This is a genomic window from Pseudomonas sp. Q1-7, from assembly GCF_028010285.1.
GTDB lineage: Bacteria > Pseudomonadota > Gammaproteobacteria > Pseudomonadales > Pseudomonadaceae > Metapseudomonas.
Window position 1 is genome coordinate 4,138,499 of the sequence record NZ_CP116304.1, and the last position, 24,028, is coordinate 4,162,526.

General features: G+C 66.3%; 19 protein-coding genes and 1 pseudogene. 6 read left to right on the forward strand and 14 right to left on the reverse strand.

All coding sequences use genetic code 11. From position 1 onward, the window contains the following. Positions 1 to 48 precede the first annotated feature (48 nt). Positions 49 to 939: a LysR family transcriptional regulator gene (locus PJW05_RS19190; RefSeq protein WP_271408556.1), complete on the reverse strand. Its 891-nt coding sequence runs from the start codon at positions 937 to 939 to the stop codon at positions 49 to 51. Positions 940 to 1,040: 101 nt separating this feature from the next. Here PJW05_RS19190 and PJW05_RS19195 point away from each other — a divergent pair, with 101 nt between their 5' ends. Both PJW05_RS19195 and PJW05_RS26845 read left to right on the forward strand, forming a co-directional pair. Further along, positions 1,041 to 1,739, forward strand: coding sequence for a CTP synthase C-terminal region-related (seleno)protein (locus PJW05_RS19195; RefSeq protein WP_271408557.1), 699 nt, complete (start codon positions 1,041 to 1,043; stop codon positions 1,737 to 1,739). Further along, a pseudogene (locus PJW05_RS26845) lies at positions 1,736 to 1,831 on the forward strand (antibiotic biosynthesis monooxygenase); the annotation flags it as partial. The gene PJW05_RS19195 and the pseudogene PJW05_RS26845, both read left to right, overlap by 4 nt. Before the next feature lie 152 nt (positions 1,832 to 1,983). Here the strand turns inward: PJW05_RS26845 and PJW05_RS19200 are convergent. From PJW05_RS19200 to PJW05_RS19215, 4 genes are all read right to left on the reverse strand, one after another. Then, entirely contained in the window at positions 1,984 to 3,297 is a 1,314-nt protein-coding gene (locus tag PJW05_RS19200) for an OprO/OprP family phosphate-selective porin (RefSeq protein WP_271408558.1), read from the reverse strand. 434 nt (positions 3,298 to 3,731) lie between these two features. Further along, on the reverse strand, positions 3,732 to 3,965 hold the full coding sequence (locus PJW05_RS19205) for an anti-sigma factor (RefSeq protein WP_271408559.1): 234 nt from the start codon (positions 3,963 to 3,965) through the stop codon (positions 3,732 to 3,734). Then, complete coding sequence (locus PJW05_RS19210) at positions 3,959 to 4,570, reverse strand: RNA polymerase sigma factor (RefSeq protein ID WP_271408560.1); 612 nt, start codon at positions 4,568 to 4,570, stop codon at positions 3,959 to 3,961. The genes PJW05_RS19205 and PJW05_RS19210 overlap by 7 nt, the downstream gene beginning before the upstream one ends. Further along, the gene (locus PJW05_RS19215; protein WP_271408561.1) at positions 4,570 to 5,691 is read right to left on the reverse strand and encodes a beta-ketoacyl-ACP synthase III; all 1,122 of its coding nucleotides are present in this window, start codon (positions 5,689 to 5,691) and stop codon (positions 4,570 to 4,572) included. Before PJW05_RS19215 ends, PJW05_RS19210 begins: the two co-directional genes overlap by 1 nt. 454 nt (positions 5,692 to 6,145) lie before the next feature. Between PJW05_RS19215 and PJW05_RS19220 the strand changes: the two genes are divergently transcribed. Beyond that, positions 6,146 to 6,577 carry an HIT family protein gene (locus tag PJW05_RS19220; protein WP_271408562.1) on the forward strand — a complete coding sequence of 144 codons (432 nt, stop codon included), beginning with the start codon at positions 6,146 to 6,148 and terminating at the stop codon, positions 6,575 to 6,577. Between the two features lie 416 nt (positions 6,578 to 6,993). Here PJW05_RS19220 and PJW05_RS19225 read toward each other — a convergent pair whose 3' ends face one another. The 6 genes from PJW05_RS19225 to fadD2 form a co-directional block, all read right to left on the reverse strand. Continuing rightward, the gene (locus tag PJW05_RS19225; protein ID WP_442969179.1) at positions 6,994 to 7,524 is read right to left on the reverse strand and encodes a DUF3087 domain-containing protein; all 531 of its coding nucleotides are present in this window, start codon (positions 7,522 to 7,524) and stop codon (positions 6,994 to 6,996) included. Further along, positions 7,524 to 11,585 (reverse strand): ATP-dependent RNA helicase HrpA, encoded by a 4,062-nt coding sequence (gene hrpA, locus PJW05_RS19230; protein ID WP_271408563.1) that lies wholly within the window; start codon positions 11,583 to 11,585, stop codon positions 7,524 to 7,526. Before hrpA ends, PJW05_RS19225 begins: the two co-directional genes overlap by 1 nt. Before the next feature lie 123 nt (positions 11,586 to 11,708). Beyond that, positions 11,709 to 12,770: an HlyD family secretion protein gene (locus PJW05_RS19235; RefSeq protein ID WP_271408564.1), complete on the reverse strand. Its 1,062-nt coding sequence runs from the start codon at positions 12,768 to 12,770 to the stop codon at positions 11,709 to 11,711. Between the two features lie 12 nt (positions 12,771 to 12,782). Next, positions 12,783 to 14,321 carry an MFS transporter gene (locus PJW05_RS19240; protein ID WP_271408565.1) on the reverse strand — a complete coding sequence of 513 codons (1,539 nt, stop codon included), beginning with the start codon at positions 14,319 to 14,321 and terminating at the stop codon, positions 12,783 to 12,785. Positions 14,322 to 14,548: 227 nt separating this feature from the next. Then, positions 14,549 to 16,255 carry a long-chain-fatty-acid--CoA ligase FadD1 gene (gene fadD1, locus PJW05_RS19245; protein WP_271408566.1) on the reverse strand — a complete coding sequence of 569 codons (1,707 nt, stop codon included), beginning with the start codon at positions 16,253 to 16,255 and terminating at the stop codon, positions 14,549 to 14,551. Positions 16,256 to 16,591: 336 nt separating this feature from the next. After that, complete coding sequence (fadD2, locus tag PJW05_RS19250; RefSeq protein WP_271408567.1) at positions 16,592 to 18,280, reverse strand: long-chain-fatty-acid--CoA ligase FadD2; 1,689 nt, start codon at positions 18,278 to 18,280, stop codon at positions 16,592 to 16,594. A 181-nt stretch (positions 18,281 to 18,461) separates the two neighbouring features. On the opposite strand from fadD2, the gene PJW05_RS19255 reads away from it, so the two are divergent. From PJW05_RS19255 to PJW05_RS19265, 3 genes are all read left to right on the forward strand, one after another. Continuing rightward, positions 18,462 to 19,205 carry a substrate-binding periplasmic protein gene (locus PJW05_RS19255; RefSeq protein WP_271408568.1) on the forward strand — a complete coding sequence of 248 codons (744 nt, stop codon included), beginning with the start codon at positions 18,462 to 18,464 and terminating at the stop codon, positions 19,203 to 19,205. 64 nt (positions 19,206 to 19,269) lie between these two features. Further along, the gene (locus tag PJW05_RS19260; RefSeq protein ID WP_271408569.1) at positions 19,270 to 20,229 is read left to right on the forward strand and encodes an alpha/beta hydrolase; all 960 of its coding nucleotides are present in this window, start codon (positions 19,270 to 19,272) and stop codon (positions 20,227 to 20,229) included. After that, positions 20,226 to 20,696, forward strand: coding sequence for a MaoC family dehydratase (locus tag PJW05_RS19265; protein WP_271408570.1), 471 nt, complete (start codon positions 20,226 to 20,228; stop codon positions 20,694 to 20,696). The genes PJW05_RS19260 and PJW05_RS19265 overlap by 4 nt, the downstream gene beginning before the upstream one ends. A gap of 180 nt (positions 20,697 to 20,876) precedes the next feature. On the opposite strand, the gene PJW05_RS19270 is transcribed toward PJW05_RS19265, so the two are convergent. Genes PJW05_RS19270 through PJW05_RS19280 form a run of 3 tightly spaced genes read right to left on the reverse strand, consistent with a single transcriptional unit; the run spans position 20,877 to position 23,933 of the window. Further along, positions 20,877 to 21,734: an efflux RND transporter periplasmic adaptor subunit gene (locus tag PJW05_RS19270; protein ID WP_271408571.1), complete on the reverse strand. Its 858-nt coding sequence runs from the start codon at positions 21,732 to 21,734 to the stop codon at positions 20,877 to 20,879. Between the two features lie 11 nt (positions 21,735 to 21,745). Further along, on the reverse strand, positions 21,746 to 21,952 hold the full coding sequence (locus PJW05_RS19275; RefSeq protein ID WP_271408572.1) for a DUF1656 domain-containing protein: 207 nt from the start codon (positions 21,950 to 21,952) through the stop codon (positions 21,746 to 21,748). Further along, a complete protein-coding gene (locus tag PJW05_RS19280; RefSeq protein ID WP_442969180.1) occupies positions 21,939 to 23,933 on the reverse strand; it encodes an FUSC family protein in 1,995 nt (664 codons plus the stop codon). The genes PJW05_RS19275 and PJW05_RS19280 overlap by 14 nt, the downstream gene beginning before the upstream one ends. Positions 23,934 to 24,028 lie beyond the last annotated feature (95 nt).

Genomic DNA, 24,028 nt, shown 5'->3' on the forward strand with positions numbered 1-24,028 from the left:
GCTTGCAGGCGGGTGGACTGGCTCTTCGACAGTACGGCCAGAACAAGGTTAGCCGCTCTGCGCCGCAGTGTCCGGCAGGCGAATATGACGCCCCAGTTCCTCGAACAGGGTGGTGACCGAACGCAGGGCGCGACAGTCCGGCCGGGTCAGCAACCAGAGGGCACTGGCACAGCCGGGCAGGTTGGTCTCCAGCAACCGCATTGCCGGGTCATCGCGCACCAGGAATTCCGGCAGGGCCGCCACTCCAAGGCCGGCACGCACCAGTTGCGCCACCGACAACATGCTGTTGCAGCGGTAAGCCGGCTGCACGTCGGGGTAGCGCTGGCGCCGCCAGACCAGGCTGGGGTGGTTGGGCAGGAAATCGTCGGGGGCGATCCAGGCCATACGCGCCGGATCGGAGACGGACACCCGCGCCAGGTAGCTTTGCGCCGCGCAGAGCACATAAGGCACGGGCCCCAGGCAGCGCCCCACCAGGTGCTCCGGCGGCGCAGTGGTCAGGCGCAAGGCGATGTCGGCGTCGCGGCGGCTGAGGTTGGCGAAGTCGTTGGAGGTGGTCAGCTCCAGTTCCAGCGCCGGGTAGGCCGGCATGAAGCGCTCCAGGGCGGGCAGCAGCAGACCGTGGAGGACCGCGTCGGTGCAGGTCAGGCGCAGGGTGCCGCTGAGCACCTCGCGCCCCTGCTCCAGTCCCAGACGCGCGGTTTCCAGCGCCCTTTCCGCCAGCTCGGCCTGCTGCGCCAGGCGTTGCGCCGCTGCATTCGGCAGGTAGCCTGCGCGGCTCTTTTCGAACAGCACGCTGCCCAGCGCCTGCTCCAGGCGGCGCAGGGAACGGAATACGGTGGAGACATCCACCCTGAGCAATTCGGCGGCCCGCGCCAGGGTGCCGCCACGCACCAGCGCCAGCACCAGGGCGAGGTCGGCGTGTTCGATCCTGTATTGCATCACTGCACACTCACCTTGCCGAACTGCCAATATTGATTGCCTGAGCGCAACTATATAGTCCGCCAGAACGGGCGCAAGCCGCGCCCCCTGGGAGGACAGAGATGAAACCATTGCGCATCGGCCTGGTGGGTGACAGGGACGACGGCATCACCGCGCACCGCGCCATTCCGCATGCCCTGGAGCTCGCCGCACGGGCAACGGGGCGGGCCCTGGAAGGCGTGTGGCTGGCGACCGAGCGAATCGACGCGGCCCGCCTCGACGACTTCGACGGCCTCTGGTGCGTGCCGGGCAGCCCATACCGCGATACCGAGGGCGCGCTGCAGGCCATTGCTCACGCACGGTGCGCTGCCCTGCCCTTCCTCGGCACCTGCGGCGGCTTCCAGCACGCCCTGCTGGAACACGCACGCAACGTGCTCGGCTGGGACGATGCCGGGCATGCCGAAGAGGCCCCGGATGGACCGCGCAGGGTGATCAACCCGCTGCCCTGTGCCCTGCGGGAAACCCTGGAACGCGTGCAGCTTTCTCCCGGCTCGCGACTGGCCGAGGCCTATGGCGCCCTCGACGCCTTCGAGGGTTATCACTGCGGCTACGGGCTCAACCCCGAGTTCCGCCAGCAGCTCACCCAGGGACCGCTGCGGGTGGCGGCATTGGACGCCGCCGGCGCGGTCAGGGCGGTGGAGCTGGATGGCCATCCCTTCTTCGTCGCCACCCTGTTCCAGCCGGAACGCGCCGCGCTGATCGGCCGCCTGCCGCCCCTGGTGCACGCCTTCGTCCGGGCCTGCGAGGAACGCGCACGATGATCGCCCGTACCCCGGCACCACTCTACTACGCGGTGATCTTCACCTCCCTGCGCAGCGAAACCGATCCAGCTGGGGCGCAGGGCGGGGCCAGGGGAGAGGGATGTATCCAGCCACACATTGCCAGCCAAAGACACTCACACCAGATTGCCAATCCGGCATGAGCACCTCTTCCTCTCAAATCCGAACCATAAAAAAGCCCCGCCAGATGGCGGGGCTCAAGTAAAGGAGCGGAATCCGTGCTTTCTTAGAACACGTACTGGGCACGGAAGACCATGCCGTCGCCATCGTCGTCGCCGACCGAGTTGGTGGCGTTGTCCACCTTGGACTTGACGTAGTAACCGCTGAGCTTGACGGCTTCGTTGGCGTACCAGTTCACACCGAAGTTGTGCACCTTGGCTTCAACGTCGTCGCGGGTGGCGAAGGCACCGTTGTCGTCGTCGGCGCTGATGTTGTCGTAGCGGTAGAACACTTCCCAGGCGCCGATGCCCTTGTTGGCCGGCTTGATCTTGTCGAACTTGCCGAGTTTGTAGTCGCGGGCTTCGCCGGTCAGGGTGTAGGCCAGCTGCACGTAGTAGCCGTCAGCTTCGATGTCCTGGCGGTTGGCAGCCTTGGCTTCCACTTCGCGCTTCACGTATTCGCTCTGGATGGAGAACGGACCGGCAGCGAAAGCGGCTTCCAGGCCCCAGGTGCTGTCGTTGTCGAAAGCGCCGACCGGGGTGTTGTTGGCACCCGCCAGTACCAGGCGGTTGCCGTTGGCGCCGGCGTCCTGGCCACCGTCGGTGCTCACACCGCGGATGCCCAGGCGGCTACGGATACGGCCGTCAAAGGAGGTGTCGGACAGATCGCGCTGGGCGTAGTTGACGCCGAAGTGCAGGACGTTGCCGGCTTCGTGCATCGGCGCGAACACGCCACGGGCGTTGAACTGCTTGATGCTGTCGCCGTCCTTGTCCTGGTTGGTGGCGTCGTTGGCCATGATGCCGGCGGAGCCGTACAGGGAAGCGCCGAAGGTGCCGGACACCTGCACGCCCATGCCACCGTTGTGGGAGTTGACGTAGTCGGCCAGGTCGTAGGCGGCGTTACGCTCCTGGGCGGTCACCCACTTGGAGCTGGTGGCCTTTTCCAGGCCGAAGTCGGGGTCGAAGCGGCCCATCTTGATCACTACCGGCTGGAAGCCGATGTAGGCGATGGAAGCCTCGTCGAAGTAACCGTCTTCGCTGCGGTTGTCGCCGCCGGCGTTGTGGGAGAAGTCGTAGTTGATCTGGTAGGCCCAGTCGGAGAAGGCGATACCGCCCAGCTCCAGGAAGGCGCGGCGGAAGTAGCCGGCGTCAGCGGTATTGCCGTTCGCGGTGTAGAAACCGTCGAAACGGCTGTAGTCAGCCTGCAGACGACCGCCGAGCTTGAAGCTGAAAGCCTTGTCGGTGGTGCCGACTTCCAGGCCACCTTTGGTCTTGATGACGATATCGGCGCCGTCAGTGGTAACGGTACCGGCGAAAGCCTGGGCGGAAATGGCCAGGGCCATGGCGCTGGCGGCAAAACCGGCGAAGTGCTTACGGATCATCGAAGGGTTCCCCTATTGGTCTTTAGCGTTAGAAAACACTCGAGCTCGGTGGGCTCGTCGGTGCTGGTGGGGAATCTTGGCGCCGGGTTATTTCAGCTCGGTTGCTCCTATATAAATATTTTGTGACAACGGAACTTTTTTACTTCGAATTTTCATAAGCGACAAACCGCTCTGGAACGGGCATTCCAGCCACTCGAACGCGTCCAGGGGCATCCAAAGAAGAGAAGCAGCGTGGCTTGCGGAAATCGCGATCCGCGACTACCACCACTCGCCAGGCAGCGAGCCAGGAGCGGGTCGGGTTATTTACGGAAAGTCGCCGCGCCAAGGTCGGGCGAGGCAAACACGGTGAAGACGCGACGTTTTCGGCCTGTGGCTGAGCATTCCGAAGCACTTCTTAACCAGCATCACCAGCGCAGGTGCGCTTCCTACGGCGCCTAGGAAAGGTCCCGACGCAGGCGCGCCAGATTCGCGGCCATCGCGTCCACCCCAGCCTCCGGGGTTTCTGACAGTTGCCGGACCACCGCCTGGGTCAGCTTCATCTGCTTGATGAAGCGTCGGCAGTTGCGGCAGAGCGTCAGATGGCGGCGCAGGGCCAGGCGCTCGCGGAAGCCCAACTCGCCATCGAGGAGCGCGCTGGAACGGGCAACCAGCTCCTTGCAGCTCAGCATTGGCCTGTCTCCTCGAAATGTTCCAGTGTGGCGAACAGCTTCAACCGTCCCCGATGCAACAGCACCCGGACATTGGAGAGTGAAACTTCCAGCAAATTACAGATCTCCTCCAACTCCAGGCCCTGGCGCTCGCGCAGCAGCACCACGCTACGCTGCATGTCCGAAAGGCTGAGCAGGGTCTTCTCCAGGCACTCGCGCAGTTCGTCCTGGGCCAGCAGGGCCTCGGGCGAATCCTCGTGCCAGGCGGGAACGGCCGCCGCCCAGTGGCCGTCGTCGGTGAACCGGGAATCGCCAATGCTGCCGTGGGGTGCTGGCAGGTCGTCGAGCAGCACCTCGCGGCGGCTCTGTTTGAGCCGGGTGCGGGCGGTGTTGGCGACTATGGTCAGCAGCCAGGTCTTGAGGCTGGATCGCTGCTGGAAACCGTCCAGATGCCGCACCACAGCCAGCCAGGCATCCTGCACCACCTCATCGGCGTGGCGCTGGCCAACGATGGCGTAGGCCACCGCGCGCATGGCGCCCTGGTAGGCGCCGATCAGCTCGCAAAAGGCCCCCTGCTCCCCAGCCAGAAGCCGGGGCAGCAGGTCCGCGTCGGCGGGCAGGTTCATCAGCGCTTGCGCAGGATCACGCTGCCGATGGAATAGCCGGCACCGAAGGAGCTGAGCACGCCCAGGGCGCCGCTGGGCAGGTCGTCCTGGTGCTTGTGGAAGGCGATCACCGAACCGGCGGAACTGGTGTTGGCGTAAGTGTCGAGGATCACCGGCGCCTCGTGGGACTCCGCATCGCGGCCCAGCAGCTTGCGGGCGATCAGCAGGTTCATGTTGAGGTTGGCCTGGTGCAGCCAGAAGCGCTTCACGTCGGAGACGTTCAGCTGGTTCTCTTCCAGGTGGGCGGCGATCAGTTCGGCGACCATCGGGCAGACATCCTTGAACACCTTGCGGCCTTCCTGCACGAACAGCTTGTCACGGCTGCCCACGCCCTCTTCCGCGGCGCGGTTGAGGAAGCCGAAGTTGTTGCGGATGTTGTTGGAGAACTGGGTCAGCAACTTGGTGCCGACCACGTCGAACTGGTGTTTGGAGGTGGCCTGGTCGGCGCGTTCGATGATCACCGCGGTGGCGGCGTCGCCGAAGATGAAGTGGCTGTCGCGGTCACGGAAGTTCAGGTGGCCGGTGCAGATTTCCGGATTGACCATCAGGATGGCGCGGGCCTGGCCGGTCTGTACCGCGTTGGTGGCGGCCTGGATGCCGAAGGTGGCCGAGGAGCAGGCGACGTTCATGTCGTAGCCGAAACCCTCGATGCCCAGGGCGGCCTGGACCTCGATGGCCACCGCCGGATAGGCGCGCTGCAGGTTGGAGCAGGCGACGATCACACCATCGATATCGGCCGCTGTCCGGCCGGCGCGCTCCAGGGCCTGCTTGGCCGCGCCCACGGCCATTTCGCAGAGGATGCCCCACGCGTCGTTGGAACGTTCCGGGATGCGCGGCACCATGCGCTTGGGATCGAGGATGCCGTCCTTGTCCACCACGAAGCGGCTCTTGATGCCGGAAGCCTTCTCGATGAAGGCGACGCTGGATTCGGCCAGGGCCTCGACGTCGCCTCGCTCGATGGCGGCGGCGTTTTCCGCGTTGAAGGCCTGCACGTAGGCATTGAAGGACGCCACCAGCTCTTCGTTGGAGATGCTGTTGGGCGGGGTATACAGGCCGGTGCCACTGATCACGACATTGTGCACGGTCGATCCTCTCGAATACTGGGCCGCTCGCTCGAACGGCCGGTTCAGGCAGTCAGCCGCCGGCCCGGCCGGGCCGGCGGCGGAAAATGGTCGTCCCGCCAGGCGGGATGGAACCGCAAACAGGTTGGAGGCCAGCGCACGAACATCCTTCGCCGTGCCCCGCTGGCGCCCGATGCGCCGCCCGACGAACTCGCCGGACACTCTCAGCGGGTGCCCCCTTTCTTATCCAGATGCGAAGGTTAACGCCAGAAACGACGGCTGGCGACGGGGACTTTCGCCAATTCATCGGCGAAGTGGCGAGAACCATCGGTCAGTTCGCGACCTGCTGGAGACAAAGCGTAGCAAGGGCTGCCGAATCGGCGAACATGCCACACAGCCGTTGTCCAGGGGTTTTCCGGCACGCAGGCGTGCGAGTAAGGTGCATGGCTCGCAACCGGCAATTGGAGAGTCCTTGATGAGCCTGCACGGCACCTACGATCCGCAGAACGTCTTCGCCCAGATCATTCGTGGCGAGGCCCCTTGCTACAAGCTCTACGAGGACGACGACGTGCTCGCCTTCCTCGACATCTTCCCGCAGTCCTTCGGCCACACCCTGGTGATCCCCAAGCGTTCCAGCGCGCGAAACATCCTGGAGATCGAGGCCGAGGCCCTGGCCAAGGTCATGGCCGTGGTGCAACGACTGACCCGCGTGCTGGTGGACGAACTCGCGCCGGCAGGCGTACAGGTGGCGCAATTCAACGGCGCCCCGGCGGGCCAGACCGTGTTCCATATCCACATGCACATCGTGCCGCGCTTCGAGGGTGAGTCGCTGGCCATCCACGCCAGCCAGAAGGCCGACCCGCAAGCGCTGGAAGCCCTGCAGGCGCGGTTGCTCAAGCGCCTTTGAAGCTAATCCGTAATAGCGAACTCATTCGGCGCTGGTGGGTTGGCGCGGAGCGCAACACAGGGGTCTGCCTGATACGCCGCTTTGTTGGGTTTCGTTCCTCTCAACCTACGGGTGAGCGCGGCGCGGTTGGTAGGCGCTGAGCGCAGTCAAGCCCAACACGGGGGTCTGCCTGAAACGTCGCTTTGTTGGGTTTCGTTCCTCTACCCAACCTACGGGTGAGCGCGGCGCGGTTGGTAGGCGCTGAGCGCAGTCAAGCCCAACACGGGGGTCTGCCTGAAACGCCGCTTTGTTGGGTTTCGTTCCTCTACCCAACCTACGGGTGAGCGCGGCTCGGTTGGTAGGCGCTGAGCGTAGCGAAGCCCAACACGGGGCCTGTCTGAAAGTCCGTCTTGTTGGGTTTCGTTTCTCGACCCAACCTACGGTGCCTTCATCGCAGCCAGCCAGGCCGGGTCCAGGCGGTTCTGCTCGATATCCAGCCCTTGGGCCTCCATTGCCTCGCGGTGCAGGTCGATCTCCCGCGTCATCTGGCTGAGGTCGGAGAGGTTGCCGTCCAGTTGGTGCATCTGGGTCAGGCCCAGGTGATAGAAGCGCAGCAGTTTCATCGCCGCCGGGTCCTGGGCGGCGACGCCGGCCTTGACCTTGTGCATGACGTTGCCGACCCGCATCAGGCTGCGTTTGAGCTGCCAGCCGTAGACCGCCGGCGCCATCCAGGGACGCGGCCAGAGCTGCAGGCGCACCACCGCCACGGTAAGCGCCAGCCCTGCCAGCACGCCAATCAGGTTCCAGCGGAAGTTATCCCCACCGGGTGTGCCGAACAGTTGCACGCAGAAGGTGGACAGCAGCAGCGCCAGGGCAATGAAGATGGCGGCGATGACCAGGGTGATGCGCCGGGTTTGCCGGCGGTAGAGCTCAGGGCTCATGGGGCGGATTTCGAACAGCGTGCTCATCAGGCCTCCACCTGTGCCCATTGCTTGGAAAGTCGCTTGTCGGAGACCGGCATGCGCGTGCCCAGTTGCTGGGCGAACAGGGAAACCCGGTACTCCTCCAGCATCCAGCGATACAGCACCAGCTCCGGGTCGCGCTTGCCTTCCTGGGCGTGCTTGGCCAGGCGCGCCTGGTACTGCTCCCAGTAGCCGGCCAGCTCGCCGGACCAGACGCGGTCACGCTGCAGTTGCGCGGCAATCTTGTCGAAGCGCTGCTCGATGGCCTTCAGGTAGCGCGGCAGCTCCTTCAGCCATTCGGCCGGGGTCTCGCGGACGAAGCCCGGATAGACCAGGTTGCCCAGTTGCGCCTTGATGTCGTTCAGTGCCACCGCCTGGGCCAGGTCGATGCGGCCCTTGAAGCGCTTCTGCAGGCCATGCCAGAGCTTGAGGGTTTCCAGCGTCAGGCGCGCCAGGCGCTCGGCGTGTTCGGCCCAGGCACCGCGCTTCCTCTCGGCCAGCGACGCCAGGGCGGCGCCATCGCGCGGCAGGCTGGCTTCGCCGTCGAGGATGCAGTTGTCCAGGCTGGCCAGGAGGATGTCCTCCACCAGCGCATCGACACGCCCCATGTCGCGGTAGAGCAGGCCCAGTTCGGTGAGGCCCGGCAGCTTGCCGCGGAGGAACTTGGCGGTTTCTGCCAGTTGTTGCAGGAGCAGGCGCTGCAAGGCGCGGCGGTGCTGCCAGTCGGCTTCCGCCTGGGTCGGGAAGCGGCTTTCCTTGACGCTTCCGCCCTCCTCCACCAGCGCCGGGTAAACGGTCATGGAGAGGCCGGCGACCTTCTGCTGGGTGCTCGCGGCCACCTGGGCGAAGCCCTTGGCTTCCACCGGCTTCTGTTCCTTCTGGGTCTGCGGAATGGCCAGGGCCGCCTGGCTGGCTTCGGCGAAACGCGCGGTGATCTCGGCCAGCTCGCGGCCCTCGCCGAGGAACTTGCCGCGGGCATCCACCACTTCCAGGTTCATCTTCAGGTGGCCTTCCAGCTGGGCGGCGGCCTCGCTCCAGGCCTCATCCGGCACGCGGGCACCGGTCATGCGTTGCAGCTCGCGGCCCAGGGACTCGGGCAACGAACCCTGGCCGAAGGTGATCTTGCCCAGTGCCGCCTTGACGAAGTCCGGCACCGGCACGAAGTTCTTGCGGATGGCTTTGGGCAGGTTGCGCACCAGCGCGATGCATTTGGCTTCCAGCAGGCCGGGCACCAGCCATTCCAGGCGCTCCGGCGGCAGTTGCGGCAGGAGCGGCGCCGGCACCCGCAGGGTCACACCGTCACGCGGGTGGCCGGGCTCGAAATGGTAGGTCAGCGGCAGCTCCAGCTCGCCCAGGCGCAGCTTGTCCGGGTACTGCGCGGCGGTGACTTCGTTGGCTTCGCGGGCCAGCACGTCTTCCTCGCGCATGATCAGCAACTCGGGATTCCTCGCCCGTTCGCGTTCGTACCACTTCTCGAAGGTGGCGGTCTGGCAGATGTCCGCTGGCAGGCGCGCGGCGTAATAGGCGAAGAGGGTTTCCTCGTCGGCCAGGATGTCGCGGCGGCGGGCCTTGGCTTCCAGTTCGTCGAGGCGTTCCAGCAACTGACGGTTGGCGGACAGGCATTTCGCCTTGCTGTGGATCTCGCCGCGCACCAGCCCCTCGCGGATGAACAGCTCGCGGGAGACTTCCGGGTCCACCGGGCCGTAATGCACGGCGCGGCGACCGACGATGATCAGGCCGTAGAGGCTGACCTGTTCATAGGCCACCACTTGGCCACGGCGCTTTTCCCAGTGGGGCTCCAGGTGGTTCTTTTTCACCAGGTGGCCGGCCAGGGGCTCCAGCCAGTCGGGTTCGATCTTCGCCACCATGCGCGCGAACAGCTTGGTGGTCTCCACCAGTTCGGCGGTCATGATCCATTGCGGGCGCTTCCTGGCGATGGCAGTGCCGGGGTGAATCCAGAAACGCCGCTGGCGCGCGCCGAGGTAGTCGCCTTCCTCGGTCTTCTGGCCGATCTGGCTGAGCAGGCCGCAGAGGATCGCCTTGTGCACCCTGGCGTAGTCAATGCCGCGCGCCTGCTGCTCGGCCTTGGCGGCAACATCAGCGGGAACACTTTTCGCAGGATGGCGCTGAGCGGAGCGATGCCCATCGTGGCGGGCTGTAGGGGTATCGCTGCGCTCAACCCTTCCTGCCGGAGCATTCTTTTCACGTTCGGGGAAGAGTTTCAGTTCGCGGCAGATCAGCACCAACTGGCGGTGGGCGTCGCGCCACTCGCGCAGGCGCAGGTAGTTGAGGAAGTTCTTCCGGCACCAGCTACGCAGGGCGTTGGAACCCAGGGCCTGGCGCTGTTCCTCGAAGCCGCGCCAGAGGTTGATCAGCGCGGCAAAGTCGGAATCCACATCCTTCCACTGGGCGTGGGCCTGGTCGGCGGCCTGCTGGCGCTCAATGGGCCGTTCGCGGGGGTCCTGCACGGAGAGCGCGGCGGCGACCACCAGCACTTCGTCCAGGCTGCCCTGGCGGGCACCCTCCAGCACCATGCGGCCCAGGCGCGGGTCGATAGGCAGGCGCGCCAACTGGCGGCCGATGGGAGTGAGCTGGCCCTCGCGGTTCACCGCCGAGAGTTCCTGCAGCAGGGTGAAGCCGTCCTTGATGGCCTTGCCATCCGGCGGCTCGATGAAGGGGAAGGCCTCGATGTCGCCCAGGCGCAGGTGGAGCATCTGCAGGATCACCGCCGCCAGGTTGGTGCGGAGGATTTCCGGGTCGGTGAAGGCTGGGCGGGAAAGGAAATCTTCCTCGCTGTAGAGGCGCACGCAGATGCCCGGCTCGACCCGGCCGCAACGGCCCTTGCGCTGGTTGGCGCTGGCCTGGGACACGGCTTCCACCGGCAGGCGCTGGACCTTGGCGCGGTAGCTGTAGCGGCTGATGCGCGCCGTGCCGCTGTCGATCACATAGCGGATGCCGGGCACGGTGAGCGAGGTTTCCGCGACGTTGGTGGCCAGCACGATCTTGCGTCCCGGCATCGGGGCGAAGATCTTCTGCTGCTCGGCCGGGGTCAGCCGCGCATAGAGGGGCATCACCTCGGTGTGGCGCAGGTTGGCCTTGCGCAGGACCTCGGCGCAGTCGCGGATTTCCCGCTCGCCGGGAAGGAACACCAGCACGTCGCCGGGGCGCTTGCCCACCTCGCGCTCGTGGGCGGCGATCTCGTCCAGGGCGCGGAGGATGCCCTGGTCCACGGACAGGTCGTCGAACAGCGCCTCGCCGTCCTCGTCCACCTCGGCGGCCAGCGGCCGGTACCAGGTGTCCACGGGGTAGGTGCGGCCGGAGACTTCGATGATCGGCGCGTCGGATAGGCCGCCCCCGCCGAAGTGCTTGGCGAAGCGCTCCAGGTCGATGGTCGCCGAGGTGATGATCAGCTTGAGGTCGGGCCGGCGCGGCAGCAGGGTCTTGAGATAACCCAGCAGGAAATCGATGTTCAGGCTGCGCTCGTGGGCTTCGTCGACGATGAGCGTGTCGTAGCGTTCGAGGAAGCGGTCGTGCTGGGTCTCGGCCAGCAGGATGCCGTCGGTCATCAGCTTGATCAGGCTGCGCTCGTTGGACTGGTCCTCGAAACGCACCTGGTAGCCCACCAGTTCGCCCAGCGGGCTGCCGATCTCCTCCGCCACCCGCGTCGCCACGCTGCGCGCCGCCAGACGGCGCGGCTGGGTGTGGCCGATCAGGCCATGGGTGCCGCGGCCGATCTCCAGGCAAATCTTCGGTAACTGGGTGGTCTTGCCCGAGCCGGTCTCACCGGCGATCACCAGCACCTGATGCTTCTCCAGGGCCGCCTTGATCTCGTCGCGCTTGGCGGCGATGGGCAGGGCGTCGTCGTAGCGCATCGCCGGCACGCTGGCGCGCCGCGCCTCCACCCGCGCCACCGAGGCCTGGAAGCGCTCGACCCATTGCGCCAGCTTGGCCTCGTCGGGGTGCTTGCGCAGCTCGTGGAGCTGCCGGCGCAGGCGATGGCGGTCGGCGCCCATGGCCTGGTCGAGACGTTTCAGGAGGTGTTCGGGGCTGGGGAATTGCTCGCTCATCGGGTCCGCTGGATCTGCTGTCATTTCGGCAAGGGCGGAATTGTCGCAGACAAGCACGGCTCTGGCACGTCCGTGTGCCTCGCGCCGGGGTGAGAAGCCCTCGGCGGGTTCCGGCGGCGCCTGTCAGTCGGCCACGGCGACGGCCTCGGGCTGGCTGCGCGTATCGATGACCGCCTCCACCGACATGCCCACCCGCAGTTGCGCCAGCAGCGGCTGGCCGGCGTCCAGCACCACCTTCACCGGGATGCGCTGCACCACCTTGGTGAAGTTGCCGGTGGCGTTGTCCGGGGCGATGGCGGCGAAGGTCACGCCGGTGGCCGGCGCGATGCTTTCCACATGGCCGCGCAGGGATTCGCCGGGGAAGGTATCGACGGCAATGCGCACGTCCTGGCCAGGACGCACATGGGTGAGCTGGGTTTCCTGGAAGTTGGCGACCACGTAGACGCGCTCCAGCGGCACCACCGCCAGCAGCGGATCGCCGGTCTTGACGAAGGCGCCGACACGAATGGCGCGACGCCCGACCATGCCGTCCACCGGCGCGCGCAGGTCGGTGTGGGACAGGTCCAGTTCAGCCTGGCGCAAGCCCGCCCGCGCACGTTCCAGGGCGGCCTGCGCGGCAGCGCGCTGGGCGGTGAGGATGTCGGTCTGCTTGCGCGTGGCCAGCAACGCGGCGCTGTGCTCGGTCTGTCGTGCGCGCACGCTGTCGAAGCGGCTGCGAGCCTGCTGGGCGTTCTGCAGGGTGCCGGCGCCGCGCCCCACCAGCTTCTCGTAGCGCGTCAGCTCGTGCTGGGCGAAGACCAGGTCGGCGCGATCCGCTTCCAGGGTGGCCTGGGCCTGTTCGATCAGCGACTGTTGCCGCTCCAGGGTGGCATGGGCATTGGCCAACTGCGCCTCGGCGCTGGCTACCTCGGCGCGGGCGCTGGCGAGGGCGGTGCGGTAGTCGCGGTCATCGATGCGTGCGAGCAACTGGCCGGCCTTCACCACCTGGTTGTCTTCCACCTGCACCTCACGGACGAAGCCGGGTACCTTGGGCGCCACCAGGGTGAAGTCGGCATGGACGAAAGCGTCGTTGGTGTACTGCTCGGGGCCGTCCGCCAGGAGCTGCCAACTGCCCCAGGCCAGCAGGCCGGCGCCCAGCAACAGGGTGATGGAGAGAAAGGTCTTGGAGGAGCGTATCGATTTCATGGTGGTACCCGTTCAGGTCGGCAGGCGGGGCGGATAGATGCGCGTCGGCACCAGGGGAATGATCAGAATCAGCGCAGCCGCGACGACGGCCATGCCGAGGTAGAGATCGGCGGCGGTGAGAACCGAGGCCTGAAGCTGCAGCCGCCGGGCCAGCTCGGTACCGCCCTCGAGCAGCGGGTTGTTGCCGAGGCGGTCCACCAGTTGGTTTGAATGAACGTGATGGCGGACGGTCCCGAGCGCTTCCAGCAGGCCCCCGGCGAGCACCGCGGCGAACCCCTTCACGCTGTTGAACCAGGCCGAGGCGAAGGGCCCGTCGGTGGGCGCGATGCTGCCCGTGGCGAGCATCAGCAGGGGCAGCACCGCCATGGGCTGGCCGAAAATCTGCAGGGCCTGCACCAGGTAGAAGTCTTCGCGAATCCACGCCGATGTCAGGTGCGAGCCCAGCCAGCAGGCACAGGCGAGCATGGCCAGCCCGCAGGCCAGCACCCAGCGGCAATCGACCCAGCGCAGATTGCACAACGCAGCCACGAGCGGCAGCGCCACGAGCTGGGGCAAGGCCACCAGCAGCATCATCGGGGCGGTCTGCAATGGCCGATAGCCCTGCACCTGAGCCAGGTAACCCGAAGGAATCACGATCACCCCCAATAGCACGACGAGCACGCCGGCCAGGGTGAGCAGGGCGAAGCTGAAATTGCGCTGACTGAGCATCTGTAACTTGACGAAGGGCAGTGGGTGCTTCCATTCGTTGACCAGGAACAGCACCAGCAGCAGGCTGCCGCCGCCAAGCAATGCGCGGATCAGCGGCGACTCGAACCAGTCCAGCCGTTCGCCATGCACCAGTCCCACCACCAGCATGAACAGCGCCGGAAACCCGAGCAGCAGGCCGAGCCAGTCGAACTGTCGGAAGCGCTCCAGACGCAAGGGGTCCTGGGGCAGTCCCCAGGCGACGGCGGCCATGGCCAGCAGGCTGGTGGGAACGATCTGCCAGAACGCCCATCGCCAGCCGACGAAGTCCACCCAGAAGGCCGCCAGGGGTGTGCCGAGCCCAGGACCGAAGGTGGCGGTCAGTGCATAGCCGGCCAGGCCGTATATCTTGAGGTTGGCGGGCAGGAAGCGCAGCGCCACGGTCATCAGGATGGGCGGTAGCGCGCCACCGGCCAGCCCTTGCAGGGCGCGCAACAGCATCAGGCTCTGCAGGTTGGGCGCCAGTGGGCTGAGCAGGCCCAGCAGCATGAAGGCGCCGATGGCCGCGAGGCTGAAGCGGCGCAGGGACAGGGTCACCGCGAACCAGGGGGCAAAGGCCATGGCGCACACCGAGGGCGCCGCGTACAGGGCCACCAGCCAGGTGCCGTGGTCGCGGGTGATGCCCATGGCGCCGCGAATATCCGCCAGGGCGATCTTGGTGACGTTCTCGTTGAACCCGGCCACCAGCACCGCCAGCAGCACACCGAGCAACCCGACGACGATGCGCAGGCCGAACACGTTTGGGACAGGAGCCGCTCGCGCCGGGCTATCTGCCGGCGATTGCGCAATGGCGAGGGAGGCGTTCATCGGCGCGCCTTTCCATCGGCGCGGCAGGTTGAAAGGGTCATGGGAGCGGGTCCGGATTGCAGGTACAAGGCGAGTCTATGTTTGCGCCTTCAATGCCGGCCCCGGCAATAATCTCAACGAATCAGCAGGTTATACACAGGTATCGCCGCTGGCCCGCCAGCCCCGGGCCAGGCCCCCGGAAACGACAAGGCCCCGCAATTGCGGGGCCTTGTGCGGCGACGGATGGATCAGGCCTGGGCCTTCTCCTGCTTCGCCTTGAGCGTCTTCAACTCTTCGTCGCGCAGTTCACGGCGCAGGATCTTGCCGACGTTGGTGGTCGGCAGGGTCTCGCGGAACTCGATGGCGCGCGGCACCTTGTAGCCGGTGACGTTACCGCGCATGTGCTCCATGACCTGCTCCTTGGTGAGGCTGACGCCGGGCTTGGCCACCACGAACATCTTGATCGCCTCGCCGGACTTCTCGTCCGGCACGCCGATGGCGGCGCACTGCAGCACCCCCGGCAGGGTCGCCAGCACGTCTTCCAGCTCGTTCGGGTACACGTTGAAGCCGGACACCAGGATCATGTCCTTCTTGCGGTCGACGATGCGCATGTAGCCGTCGTCCTGGATCACCGCGACGTCGCCGGTCTTCAGCCAGCCTTCGGCGTCGAGGATCTCGTCGGTGGCTTCCTGGCGCTGCCAGTAGCCCTTCATCACCTGCGGCCCTTTCACGCAGAGCTCGCCCGGCGCGCCGAGGCCGACGTCCTTGCCCTCATCGTCCACCACCTTGCACTGGGTGGACGGCACCGGAATGCCGATGGTGCCGATCTGGATGTTCTGGAAGGGGTTCACCGACACCACCGGGCTGGTTTCGGTCATGCCGTAACCTTCGCAGATGGCGCAGCCGGTGACCTGTTTCCAGCGCTCGGCGGTGGCCAGTTGCAGGGCCATGCCGCCGGACAGGGTGAGCTTCAGCGAGGAGAAGTCCAGCTTGCGGAAGTCTTCACTGTTGCACAGCGCGACGAACAGCGTGTTCAGGCCGACGAAGCCGGTGAACCGGTACTTCGCCAGCTCCTTGGTCATCGCCGGCAGGTCGCGCGGGTTGGAGATGAGCAGGTTGTGGTTGCCGGTCAGCATCATCGCCATGCAATGGAAGGTGAAGGCGTAGATGTGGTAGAGCGGCAGCGGCGCGATAAGGATTTCGCAACCCTCGTTCAGGTTGGCGGCCATCAGCGCCTTGCATTGCAGCATGTTGGCGATCAGGTTGCGGTGGGTCAGCATCGCGCCCTTGGCCACGCCCGTGGTGCCCCCGGTGTACTGCAGCACGGCGATGTCGTCGCCTTGCGGGTTCGCCTCGTTCACCGTGCGGCCACGGCCCTTGGCCAGGGCGTCGTTGAGCTTGACCGCCTGGGGCAGATTGAAGGGCGGCACCATCTTCTTCACGTGCTTGACCACGGTGTTGACCAGGAGGCGCTTGAAGGTCGGCAGCAGGTCGCCCACTTCGGTAACGATGACGTGCCTGACACCGGTCTTCGGCAGCACTTCCTCGGCCAGGTGGGCCATGTTGGCCAGGCAGACCAGGGCCTTGGCGCCGGAGTCGTTGAACTGGTGCTCCATCTCCCGCGCGGTGTACAGCGGGTTGGTGTTGACCACCACCAGGCCGGCGCGCATCGCGCCGAAGACCACCACCGGGTACTGCAGGATGTTCGGCATCTGCACGGCGATGCGGTCGCCGGGCTTGAGGTCGGTGTGGTTCTGCAGGAAGGCGGCAAAGGCACCGGAGAGTTCGTAGAGCTCACCGTAGGTGAGGGTCTTGCCCAGGTTGCTGAATGCGGGCTTGTCGGCAAAGCGTTGGCAGGACTGCTTCAATACCGCCTGGACGTTGGGGTACTGATCGGCGTCGATCTCGGCAGGAACGCCCGCTGGATATTTGTCCTTCCAGAAGTTATCGGTCATGGAGGCCCACTCCTAAGCAACAGCTGATTTCACTGCCCTCTGGGGGCAGTTGTTTGTTGTGTTCTGTGCGATTGTGCGCCCGTCCGGGCAAAAAAACGCGCCGAGAGTAACAGCTTTGCCAGAGGCTCACCAGCACCAAACCTGCCCCAGTCGGTCATTAAAATGACCAAAACACCAGATAGCGGTCACTTTTGGAGTTTGAACTCTAATTCGCCGACAAACGGCGTATTTCGGGGCTTTCAGGGGTTCTGGAAACAGCGCGGGGATGCAAAAGGGGGGGGAACGCGGAGGGGAAGGGACCTGGGCAGGACGGAGAACCCGCCCTGCCCTGCTCGGTCAGGCGATGTCGCGCAGCTCGCGACGCAGGATCTTGCCTACCGGGGTCATCGGCAGGGCATCCTTCAGCACGATGTGCTTGGGCACCTTGTAGCCGGTGAAGTTTTCCTTGCAGTAGGCCTTCAGCTCCTCGACGCTGACACTGCCGTCGCGCGGCACCACGAACAGCTTCACCGCCTCGCCGGACTTGTCGTCCGGCACACCGATGGCCGCGCAGTTGGCCACCTTCGGGTGGGCCATCATCACGTCCTCGATCTCGTTCGGATAGACGTTGAAGCCGGAGACGATGATCAGGTCCTTCTTGCGGTCGACGATGCGCACGTAGCCGTCCGGGTCGATCACGGCAATGTCGCCAGTCTTCAGCCAGCCTTCGGCATCCAGCACCTCGGCCGTGGCCTCCGCGCGCTGCCAGTAGCCCTTCATCACTTGCGGGCCCTTGATGCACAGCTCGCCGCGCTCGCCCAGCGGCAGCTCGTTGCCGGCGTCGTCGATGGTCTTGAACGCGGTGCCCGGCACCGGGATGCCCACGGTGCCCAGCCGTGCCAGGCTGCCGTAGGGGTTGGTGCTGGCCACCGGGGAGGTTTCCGTCAGGCCGTAGCCTTCCACCACCGAGCAGCCGGTCATGGCCTGCCAGCGCTCCGCGGTGGCCTTGACCAGCGCGGTACCGCCCGAGTTGGTGACCTTGAGGTTGGAGAAATCGAGGTGTTTGAACTCGGGGTGGTCCATCAGCGCCACGAACAAGGTGTTCAAGCCCAACAGCGCGGAGAAGCGCCACTTTTTCAGCTCCCTGATGAAGCCGCCGATGTCCCGCGGGTTGGTGATGAGGATGTTGTGGTTGCCGTTGACCATCATGCACATGCAGTTCGCGGTGAAGGCATAGATGTGGTACAGCGGCAGCGGCGCGATCATGATTTCCTGGCCCTGCTTCATCAGCGGCGCGCCGTCCGGGCCCAGTTGCGAGAGGCAGGCGTCCACCTGCTGCATGTTGGCCACCAGGTTGCCGTGGGTCAGCATCGCGCCCTTGGCCACGCCCGTGGTGCCGCCGGTGTACTGCAGCACGGCGATGTCTTCCAGCCCCACCTTCACCGGTTTCAGCGCGTGGCCCTGGCCCTGCCGCAGCGCCTCCTTGAAGGACACCGCCTGGGGCAGGCGGTAGTCGGGGACCATCTTCTTCACCTTCTTCACCAGGGTGTTGACCAGCCAGCCCTTGAAGCTCGGCAGCATGTCCCCCATGCGCGCCTCGACCAGGTACTCGATCCCGGTGTCGAGCAGCACCTCTTCGACCAGCTTGCCGAACAGGTTGATGTAGACCAGCGCGCGCACCCCGGCGTCCTTGAACTGGTGACGCATCTCGCGGGCGGTGTAGAGCGGGTTGGTGTTGACCACGATGAGCCCGGCGCGCAGGGCGCCGAACACGGCAATGGGGTATTGCAGGACGTTGGGCATCTGCACGGCGATGCGGTCGCCGGGCTTGAGGTCGGTATGTTTCTGCAGGTAGGCGGCGAAGGCGGCGGAGAGGCGATCCAGCTCGGCGTAGGTCAGGGTCACACCCAGGTTGCTGAAGGCCGGACGGTCGGCGAACTTCTTGCAGGATCGCTCGAACACCTCGATCACCGACTTGTAGGCGGCCAGATCGACGTGGTTGGGCACGCCGGCCGGGCGTTTGTCGCTCCAGAAATCAGGTTGCATTGTTCTTGTCCTCTAAGCCCTGAAATAGTCTGGCCCGCGCTGCGGGGCTGCCCGGAACTTAGCAGGTCCCCGTGGCAGCGCAAATACTCGGCCGGGCGTCATTGACCGCGTGAATCTTGCAGATAGTCCGGTTAGATTCGCCTAGCCTCAGAAAAACAACGTGACACTCGGGATCCTACTTTTGCCCACGCCTCTCTCCCTGGTACTCCGGGTGCTGCTGTCCTGCCTCGTCCTCAGCGGTGCCGCCCGCGCCGACTTGCGCCTGGCAACCCTGGAATACCCGCCCTACTGCTCGCAGAACCTACCCGCGGGCGGCAGCATCGTCGAACTGACCACCCGCGCCTTCGCCACCCAGGGCCACAAGGTGCAGGTGGACTTCCTGCCCTGGGCGCGAGTACGCGCCGCCCTGCACAGCGGCCAGTACCAGGGGGCGCTGGCGCTCTGGCCACGGGAAGTGGTCGAGGAAAACCTGCGCCCCTCGCGCCCGCTGTTCTACAGCGAGCTGGGCTTCTTCGTGCGCAAGGGCACCCCGGTGCGCTTCTCCGACCTCAGCCAGCTCAAGGGCCGCAAGGTGGGCGTGGTCAGGGGCTACGGCTACCCGATCAAGGTGCTGCAGTCGGGGTTCACCGCCGAGGAAGCGGTGGACGACATCACCAACCTGCGCAAGCTGGGCGCCGGACGCTTCGACCTGGTGCTGCTGGAGCGTGTGGTGGGCCAGTACCTGGTGGCGCGCGACGACGAGTTGCGCGGCAAGCTGCAATGGCAACCGCCGGCACTGGAGCGCGTTCCCCTGCTGGTCGGCTTCACCGACCCGAGGCCCGGACAGCCGGACTGGGCGCAGGTCTACGAACGCGGCCTGAAGGCGCTGCTGGCCAGCGGCGAGTACACGCGCATCCTCGAAAGCCATAACCGCCCGCCTCGCTGAACCGGCTTTGCGCCACCCCCGCGGCCGTGCACAATGCGCCGAATCCCCGGCAAAAGGATCGGCCATGCGCCATGACGCCTTCTGGCTCGACGCCAGCGATGCAGTGCCCCTGTACGTCAATCACTGGTCCGGCGAAAACCCGCCCCGGGCGGTGATCATGCTGTCCCACGGCATGGCCGAGCACAGTGCCCGCTACGCCCGCCTGGGCGCCGCCCTGGTGGCCGCCGGTTTCGAACTCTACGCCCTCGACCAGCGCGGGCACGGACGCAGCGCCGAGCACGGCGTCCTCGGCCAGTACGCCGAGGAAAACGGCTGGGACAAGGTGATCGGCGACCTCGCCAGCCTCAACCACCATATCCGCCAACAGCACCCCCAGGTCCCGATCATCCTGCTCGGCCACAGCATGGGCAGCTACATCGGCCAGGCCTACCTGATGCGGCACAGCTGCAGCCTGCAGGGCGCCATCCTGTCCGGCTCCAACTACCAGCCGCAGGCGCTGTACAAGGTGGCCAGCCTCGTGGCCCGCTTCGAGCGCTGGCGCCAGGGCAAGCACGGTCGCAGCGCGCTGATCGAGTTCCTCTCCTTCGGTTCCTTCAACAAGGCCTTCAAACCCAACCGCACGCCCTTCGACTGGCTGAGCCGCGACCCGGCGGAAGTGGACAAGTACGTCGACGACCCGCTCTGCGGCTTCCGCTGCACCAACCAGTTGTGGCTCGACCTGCTCGGCGGGCTTCAGAACATCACCCCGTCGAAGAACCTGGCGCAGATCGACCCCGACCTGCCGCTGCTGGTGATCGGCGGCGAGCGCGACCCGGTCAGCGAAGGCCGGCGCCTGCAGGATCTGGCCGCGGCCCTGCGCCTGGCCGGCATCAGGGACGTGCAATTGAACCTCTACCCCGACGCCCGTCACGAATTGCTCAACGAGAGCAACCGCGACGAGGTGACCCGCGACCTGATCGACTGGCTGGAGCAGACCCTCGCCCGCCGTCGGCACCCTCAACCGCAAGCCAAGGAGACCGCATGAGCCAGGTAACCAATTTCACTTACGACGCCCTGGAAGTCGGCCAGAAAGCCACCTTCTCCACCACCGTCGAAGAGCGTCACATCCAGCTGTTCGCCGCCGTCTCCGGCGACCGCAATCCGGTACACCTGGATGCCGAGTACGCGGCCGGCACCCTGTTCAAGGAGCGCATCGCCCACGGCATGTTCACCGGCGCGCTGATCAGCGCCGCGATCGCCTGCGAAATGCCCGGCCCGGGCAGCATCTACCTCGGCCAGCAGCTCAGGTTCACCCGCCCGGTGAAGCTCGGCGACAGCCTGACCGTGGAACTGGAAATCCTCGAAAAGCTGCCGAAGAACCGCGTGCGCATCGCCACCCGCGTGTTCAACCAGAACACCGAGCAGGTGGTGGACGGTGAGGCCGAAGTGCTGGCGCCCAAGCAGCAGCTCTCGGTGGAGTTGCCGGAGCTGCCGCCGATCACTATTGGCTGAGATCCGACAGAACTGAAAAAGCCCGGCTGAGTCCGCGGCTTTTTCATGGGCGACGCTGCCGCTTTTGCTGCAGAGGCGAAGCCCTGCCGTAGGTTGGCGCCGAGGAACGAGGCCCAACGCAGCGGAGCCAGCGCCCGCCCCATATTGGGCCTCGCGGGCGAGGTGCCAAACTACAAGAAATCACTCCTCCCCCACCGTCACACTGGCGGTCATTCCCGCACTCAGCTGGACGCCCTCCGGCACCTTGTCGAGCTTGATCCGCACCGGAATCCGCTGGGCCAGGCGCACCCAGTTGAAGGTGGGTTCGACATTGGCCAGCAGTTGGGTATCCGGGCTCGCATTGCGGTCAGTGATGCCCCGGCTGATGCTTTCCACCCTGCCGGACAGCGGTTCGTCGGCACTCATCAGCCAGACCTTCGCCGGCGCGCCGACCTTGATGCGCGGCAGTTTGGTTTCCTCGAAGTAGGCCTGGACGTAGAAGGACGCATCGTCCACCAGGGCCATCACCGGCTGACCGGCGCTGACGTAGTTGCCCTGGGCCAGGCGCAGGTTGGTGACTTGGCCATTGCGCGGCGCACGCAGTTCGCTGCGGGCCAGGTTGATCTCGGCCACCTTCAGCTCGGCCTGGGCCTCGCGGAACTCGGCGCGCGCCACGTCGGCGGTGATCAAGGCGTTCTCCCGCAGCTCCGCGCTGATGGCCTGGGGCCCCAGGTGTTCGCGACGGGACGCCTCGTGCTCACGCAGGCGCAGCTGGTGCTGGCGGGTGTCGGCCACGGCGCGGGCCTTGGCCAGCGCCGCCTCGTAGCGCTCGCGGTCGACCGAGAGCAACAAGTCGCCGGCCTTGACCTGCTGGTTGTCCCGGACCTTGAGGTCCAGCACCCAGCCGGATACATCCGGCGCGATCACCACTACATCGGCGCGAATCCGCGCGTCGCGGGTCCAGGGCGCGAGCATGTAGTGCTGCCAGAGCCAATAGCCGGCCACCAGGGCCACCGCGACCAGGGCCAGGGTGACCAGCACACGTAACATCGAACGCATCGTCTTCTCCTTCACCACTGCCCGGTCAGCGCCACCAGCGCCGCCAGCACACAGACATACAGGGCACAATCGAACAAGGCTTCGTGCCAGATCCAGCGCGCCATACCCACCCGCGTCAGGGCCAGGCGCAACACGCCGGTCAGCAGCAGCGCCAGCACCGCATAAAGCAGAAAGGGGCTGAGCAGCACGCCGCCCAGGGACCATTCACGCAAGCCCATGGCTCGCCTCCTGTTGTTCACACCATTGCCGCCAGCTCTGCTGCAATTGCAGCAGCGCCGCCCGCGCCAGGCGGCGGTCGATGCTGCGCCCGGCACCTTGCAGGGTCGCCAGCATTTCGCCGACGGGTTCGTCGAGGGCTTGGCCACGTCCGGGCGCCGGGCCCTGCAGCAGGACACGCTGCAACTGCCGCAGGAAGCGCGCTTCCGACGCCCCCAATGGCTTGTCCGCCGCCGCCAGGCAGCGTCGCAGGTGCAGCAGTTCATCGCCCAGGTCCAGGCTGGCGATGCCGTCGTCCCAGCGGCTGCGGCTCTGTTCCGGTAGCACCGGGTAGAGTCGCGCCAGTTGCAGCAGGCGATCGGCCATGCGCCCGCCGAACCAGTTCTCCGCACCCGCCAGCCGCACGCCGGTCAGGCGCGCCAGGTCCATCAGGGTCGCCTTGAGCAGGCGCCGGCCATGCCAGGCCGGGTTGCGCAGGGGAATCAGGCGGAACGCGAGCACCGCGAAGCCCACCCCCAGCAGCATGGCGATCGCCTCGTTGAAGAACAGCCCGACATCGAAGCGCATGAGGTTCTGCGGCGCGCAGAGCACGATGAAGTGCAGGCAGAAGGACGTGGCGGTGGCGCCGAGGGCCGGCCTGGCCATACCCAGGGCGCCGAAGAACAGCGGCACGCCGAGGGCCAGGCAGAGCATGGGGAAGCCGCTGAGCTGGGGCAGCAGCAATTGGCCGACGACGAAGGCCACCGGCAGCGCGTAGAGAATTCCGCGCAGGAACATCATGCCGATCAGCTCAGCGCTCTCGCGGCTGGCGAACAGGCCGCAGATCACGCAGGTCAGGGTCAGCGCGCCCACCGCCGAGGTCCAGGCCGTGGCCAGCCAGAAGGCCGACAGGCCGAGGAAGGCCAGGGCGCTGCGCACGCCATAGATGGTGGCGGTCTGCAGATCGCGGTGGCTGGCCAGGGCCGGCGGTGCATTCTCCGGCGCTTCGCCCCGCTCCACCGCGTGCATCGCGCCCACGGCCGCCGCGGCCTGGCGCATCAGCACCGCCAGGCGCCCCAGGCAATCCTGCTGCACCGTGGACAGGGACTCATCCTCGGACGCCGCCAACAACCGATCCCGCAGGGCATCGAGGCCGGCTACGTCAGGCTCGGCCAGGGTTCGCTCCACCTCCTCCACCCAGGGCCGCAGGGCTTCACCCTCGCCTTCGCCCAGTTGACGCCACTGGCGCGCCACGCCACGGGCCAGGCGCAAGAGGCTGAGCAGGTCATGGCTGAGCACCCGCACGGCCACGGCGCGCTGGCGGCCACGATTGCCCTCGAACCAAGCATGTTCGCGCTGGGCATCGACGGCGACGATGCGCCCCAGCACGCCGAGCAACCCCTGACGCTCCTGGCGCTGCCCCTCGAGCGCGGATATCGCCGCCTGGATGCCGCACGCCCAGGCATCGCGCGCCTGACGGGCCAGTTGGCGCTCGACCCGCTGCGGCCAGAGCAGCGCGCTGGTGAGCGTCGCGCAGAGAATCCCGAGGCAGATTTCCGTGGAGCGCGCCACCGCCTGATCGAACACCGTCAGCGGATGGGCGATAGCCGGCAGACCGATGATCGCCACGGTGTAACCGGCCAGCACGAAGGCGTAGGACCAGGCGCTGCGCATCAGAGTCGACGCGGCGGTGCAGATGCCCAGCCAGGTGGCCAACGCCAGCAGGAACAGCCAGGGGGTCTGGGCGAAGAGCCCGACGATGGCCACCGACATGATCGTGCCCACCAGGGTGCCGAGCAGTCGCGCCAGGCCCTTCTGCACCACCATGCCGGACAGCGGCTGGGCGACGATGAAGGCAGTCATCAGCGCCCACTGCGGCTGCTGGAGGTCGAATCGAAAGGCGCACCAGAGCGCCAGCGCACCACCCAGCAAGGTCTTGATCGCGAATTGCAGCGCCGGGACATCGGGCGCCAGGAAGGCACGCAGGGTATCGCGCACGGGCAAGGTCCAGAGACGTTTTCGGTTTGAGTGTGACGATAGCCCGCCGGAGCCGGAGAGCCATTAGCGAAGCAGATTATTAGCTTGCTACCGGTTTTCCG

Excerpts from the sequence above, each read along its gene's own strand:
- PJW05_RS19190 (WP_271408556.1), bottom strand. The coding sequence starts at position 939 with ATGCAATACAGGATCGAACACGCCGACCTCGCCCTGGTGCTGGCGCTG.
- PJW05_RS19195 (WP_271408557.1), top strand. The coding sequence starts at position 1,041 with ATGAAACCATTGCGCATCGGCCTGGTGGGTGACAGGGACGACGGCATC.
- PJW05_RS19200 (WP_271408558.1), bottom strand. The coding sequence starts at position 3,297 with ATGATCCGTAAGCACTTCGCCGGTTTTGCCGCCAGCGCCATGGCCCTG.
- PJW05_RS19205 (WP_271408559.1), bottom strand. The coding sequence starts at position 3,965 with ATGCTGAGCTGCAAGGAGCTGGTTGCCCGTTCCAGCGCGCTCCTCGAT.
- PJW05_RS19210 (WP_271408560.1), bottom strand. The coding sequence starts at position 4,570 with ATGAACCTGCCCGCCGACGCGGACCTGCTGCCCCGGCTTCTGGCTGGG.
- PJW05_RS19220 (WP_271408562.1), top strand. The coding sequence starts at position 6,146 with ATGAGCCTGCACGGCACCTACGATCCGCAGAACGTCTTCGCCCAGATC.
- PJW05_RS19225 (WP_442969179.1), bottom strand. The coding sequence starts at position 7,524 with ATGAGCACGCTGTTCGAAATCCGCCCCATGAGCCCTGAGCTCTACCGC.
- hrpA (WP_271408563.1), bottom strand. The coding sequence starts at position 11,585 with ATGAGCGAGCAATTCCCCAGCCCCGAACACCTCCTGAAACGTCTCGAC.
- PJW05_RS19235 (WP_271408564.1), bottom strand. The coding sequence starts at position 12,770 with ATGAAATCGATACGCTCCTCCAAGACCTTTCTCTCCATCACCCTGTTG.
- PJW05_RS19240 (WP_271408565.1), bottom strand. The coding sequence starts at position 14,321 with ATGAACGCCTCCCTCGCCATTGCGCAATCGCCGGCAGATAGCCCGGCG.
- fadD1 (WP_271408566.1), bottom strand. The coding sequence starts at position 16,255 with ATGACCGATAACTTCTGGAAGGACAAATATCCAGCGGGCGTTCCTGCC.
- fadD2 (WP_271408567.1), bottom strand. The coding sequence starts at position 18,280 with ATGCAACCTGATTTCTGGAGCGACAAACGCCCGGCCGGCGTGCCCAAC.
- PJW05_RS19260 (WP_271408569.1), top strand. The coding sequence starts at position 19,270 with ATGCGCCATGACGCCTTCTGGCTCGACGCCAGCGATGCAGTGCCCCTG.
- PJW05_RS19265 (WP_271408570.1), top strand. The coding sequence starts at position 20,226 with ATGAGCCAGGTAACCAATTTCACTTACGACGCCCTGGAAGTCGGCCAG.
- PJW05_RS19270 (WP_271408571.1), bottom strand. The coding sequence starts at position 21,734 with ATGCGTTCGATGTTACGTGTGCTGGTCACCCTGGCCCTGGTCGCGGTG.
- PJW05_RS19275 (WP_271408572.1), bottom strand. The coding sequence starts at position 21,952 with ATGGGCTTGCGTGAATGGTCCCTGGGCGGCGTGCTGCTCAGCCCCTTT.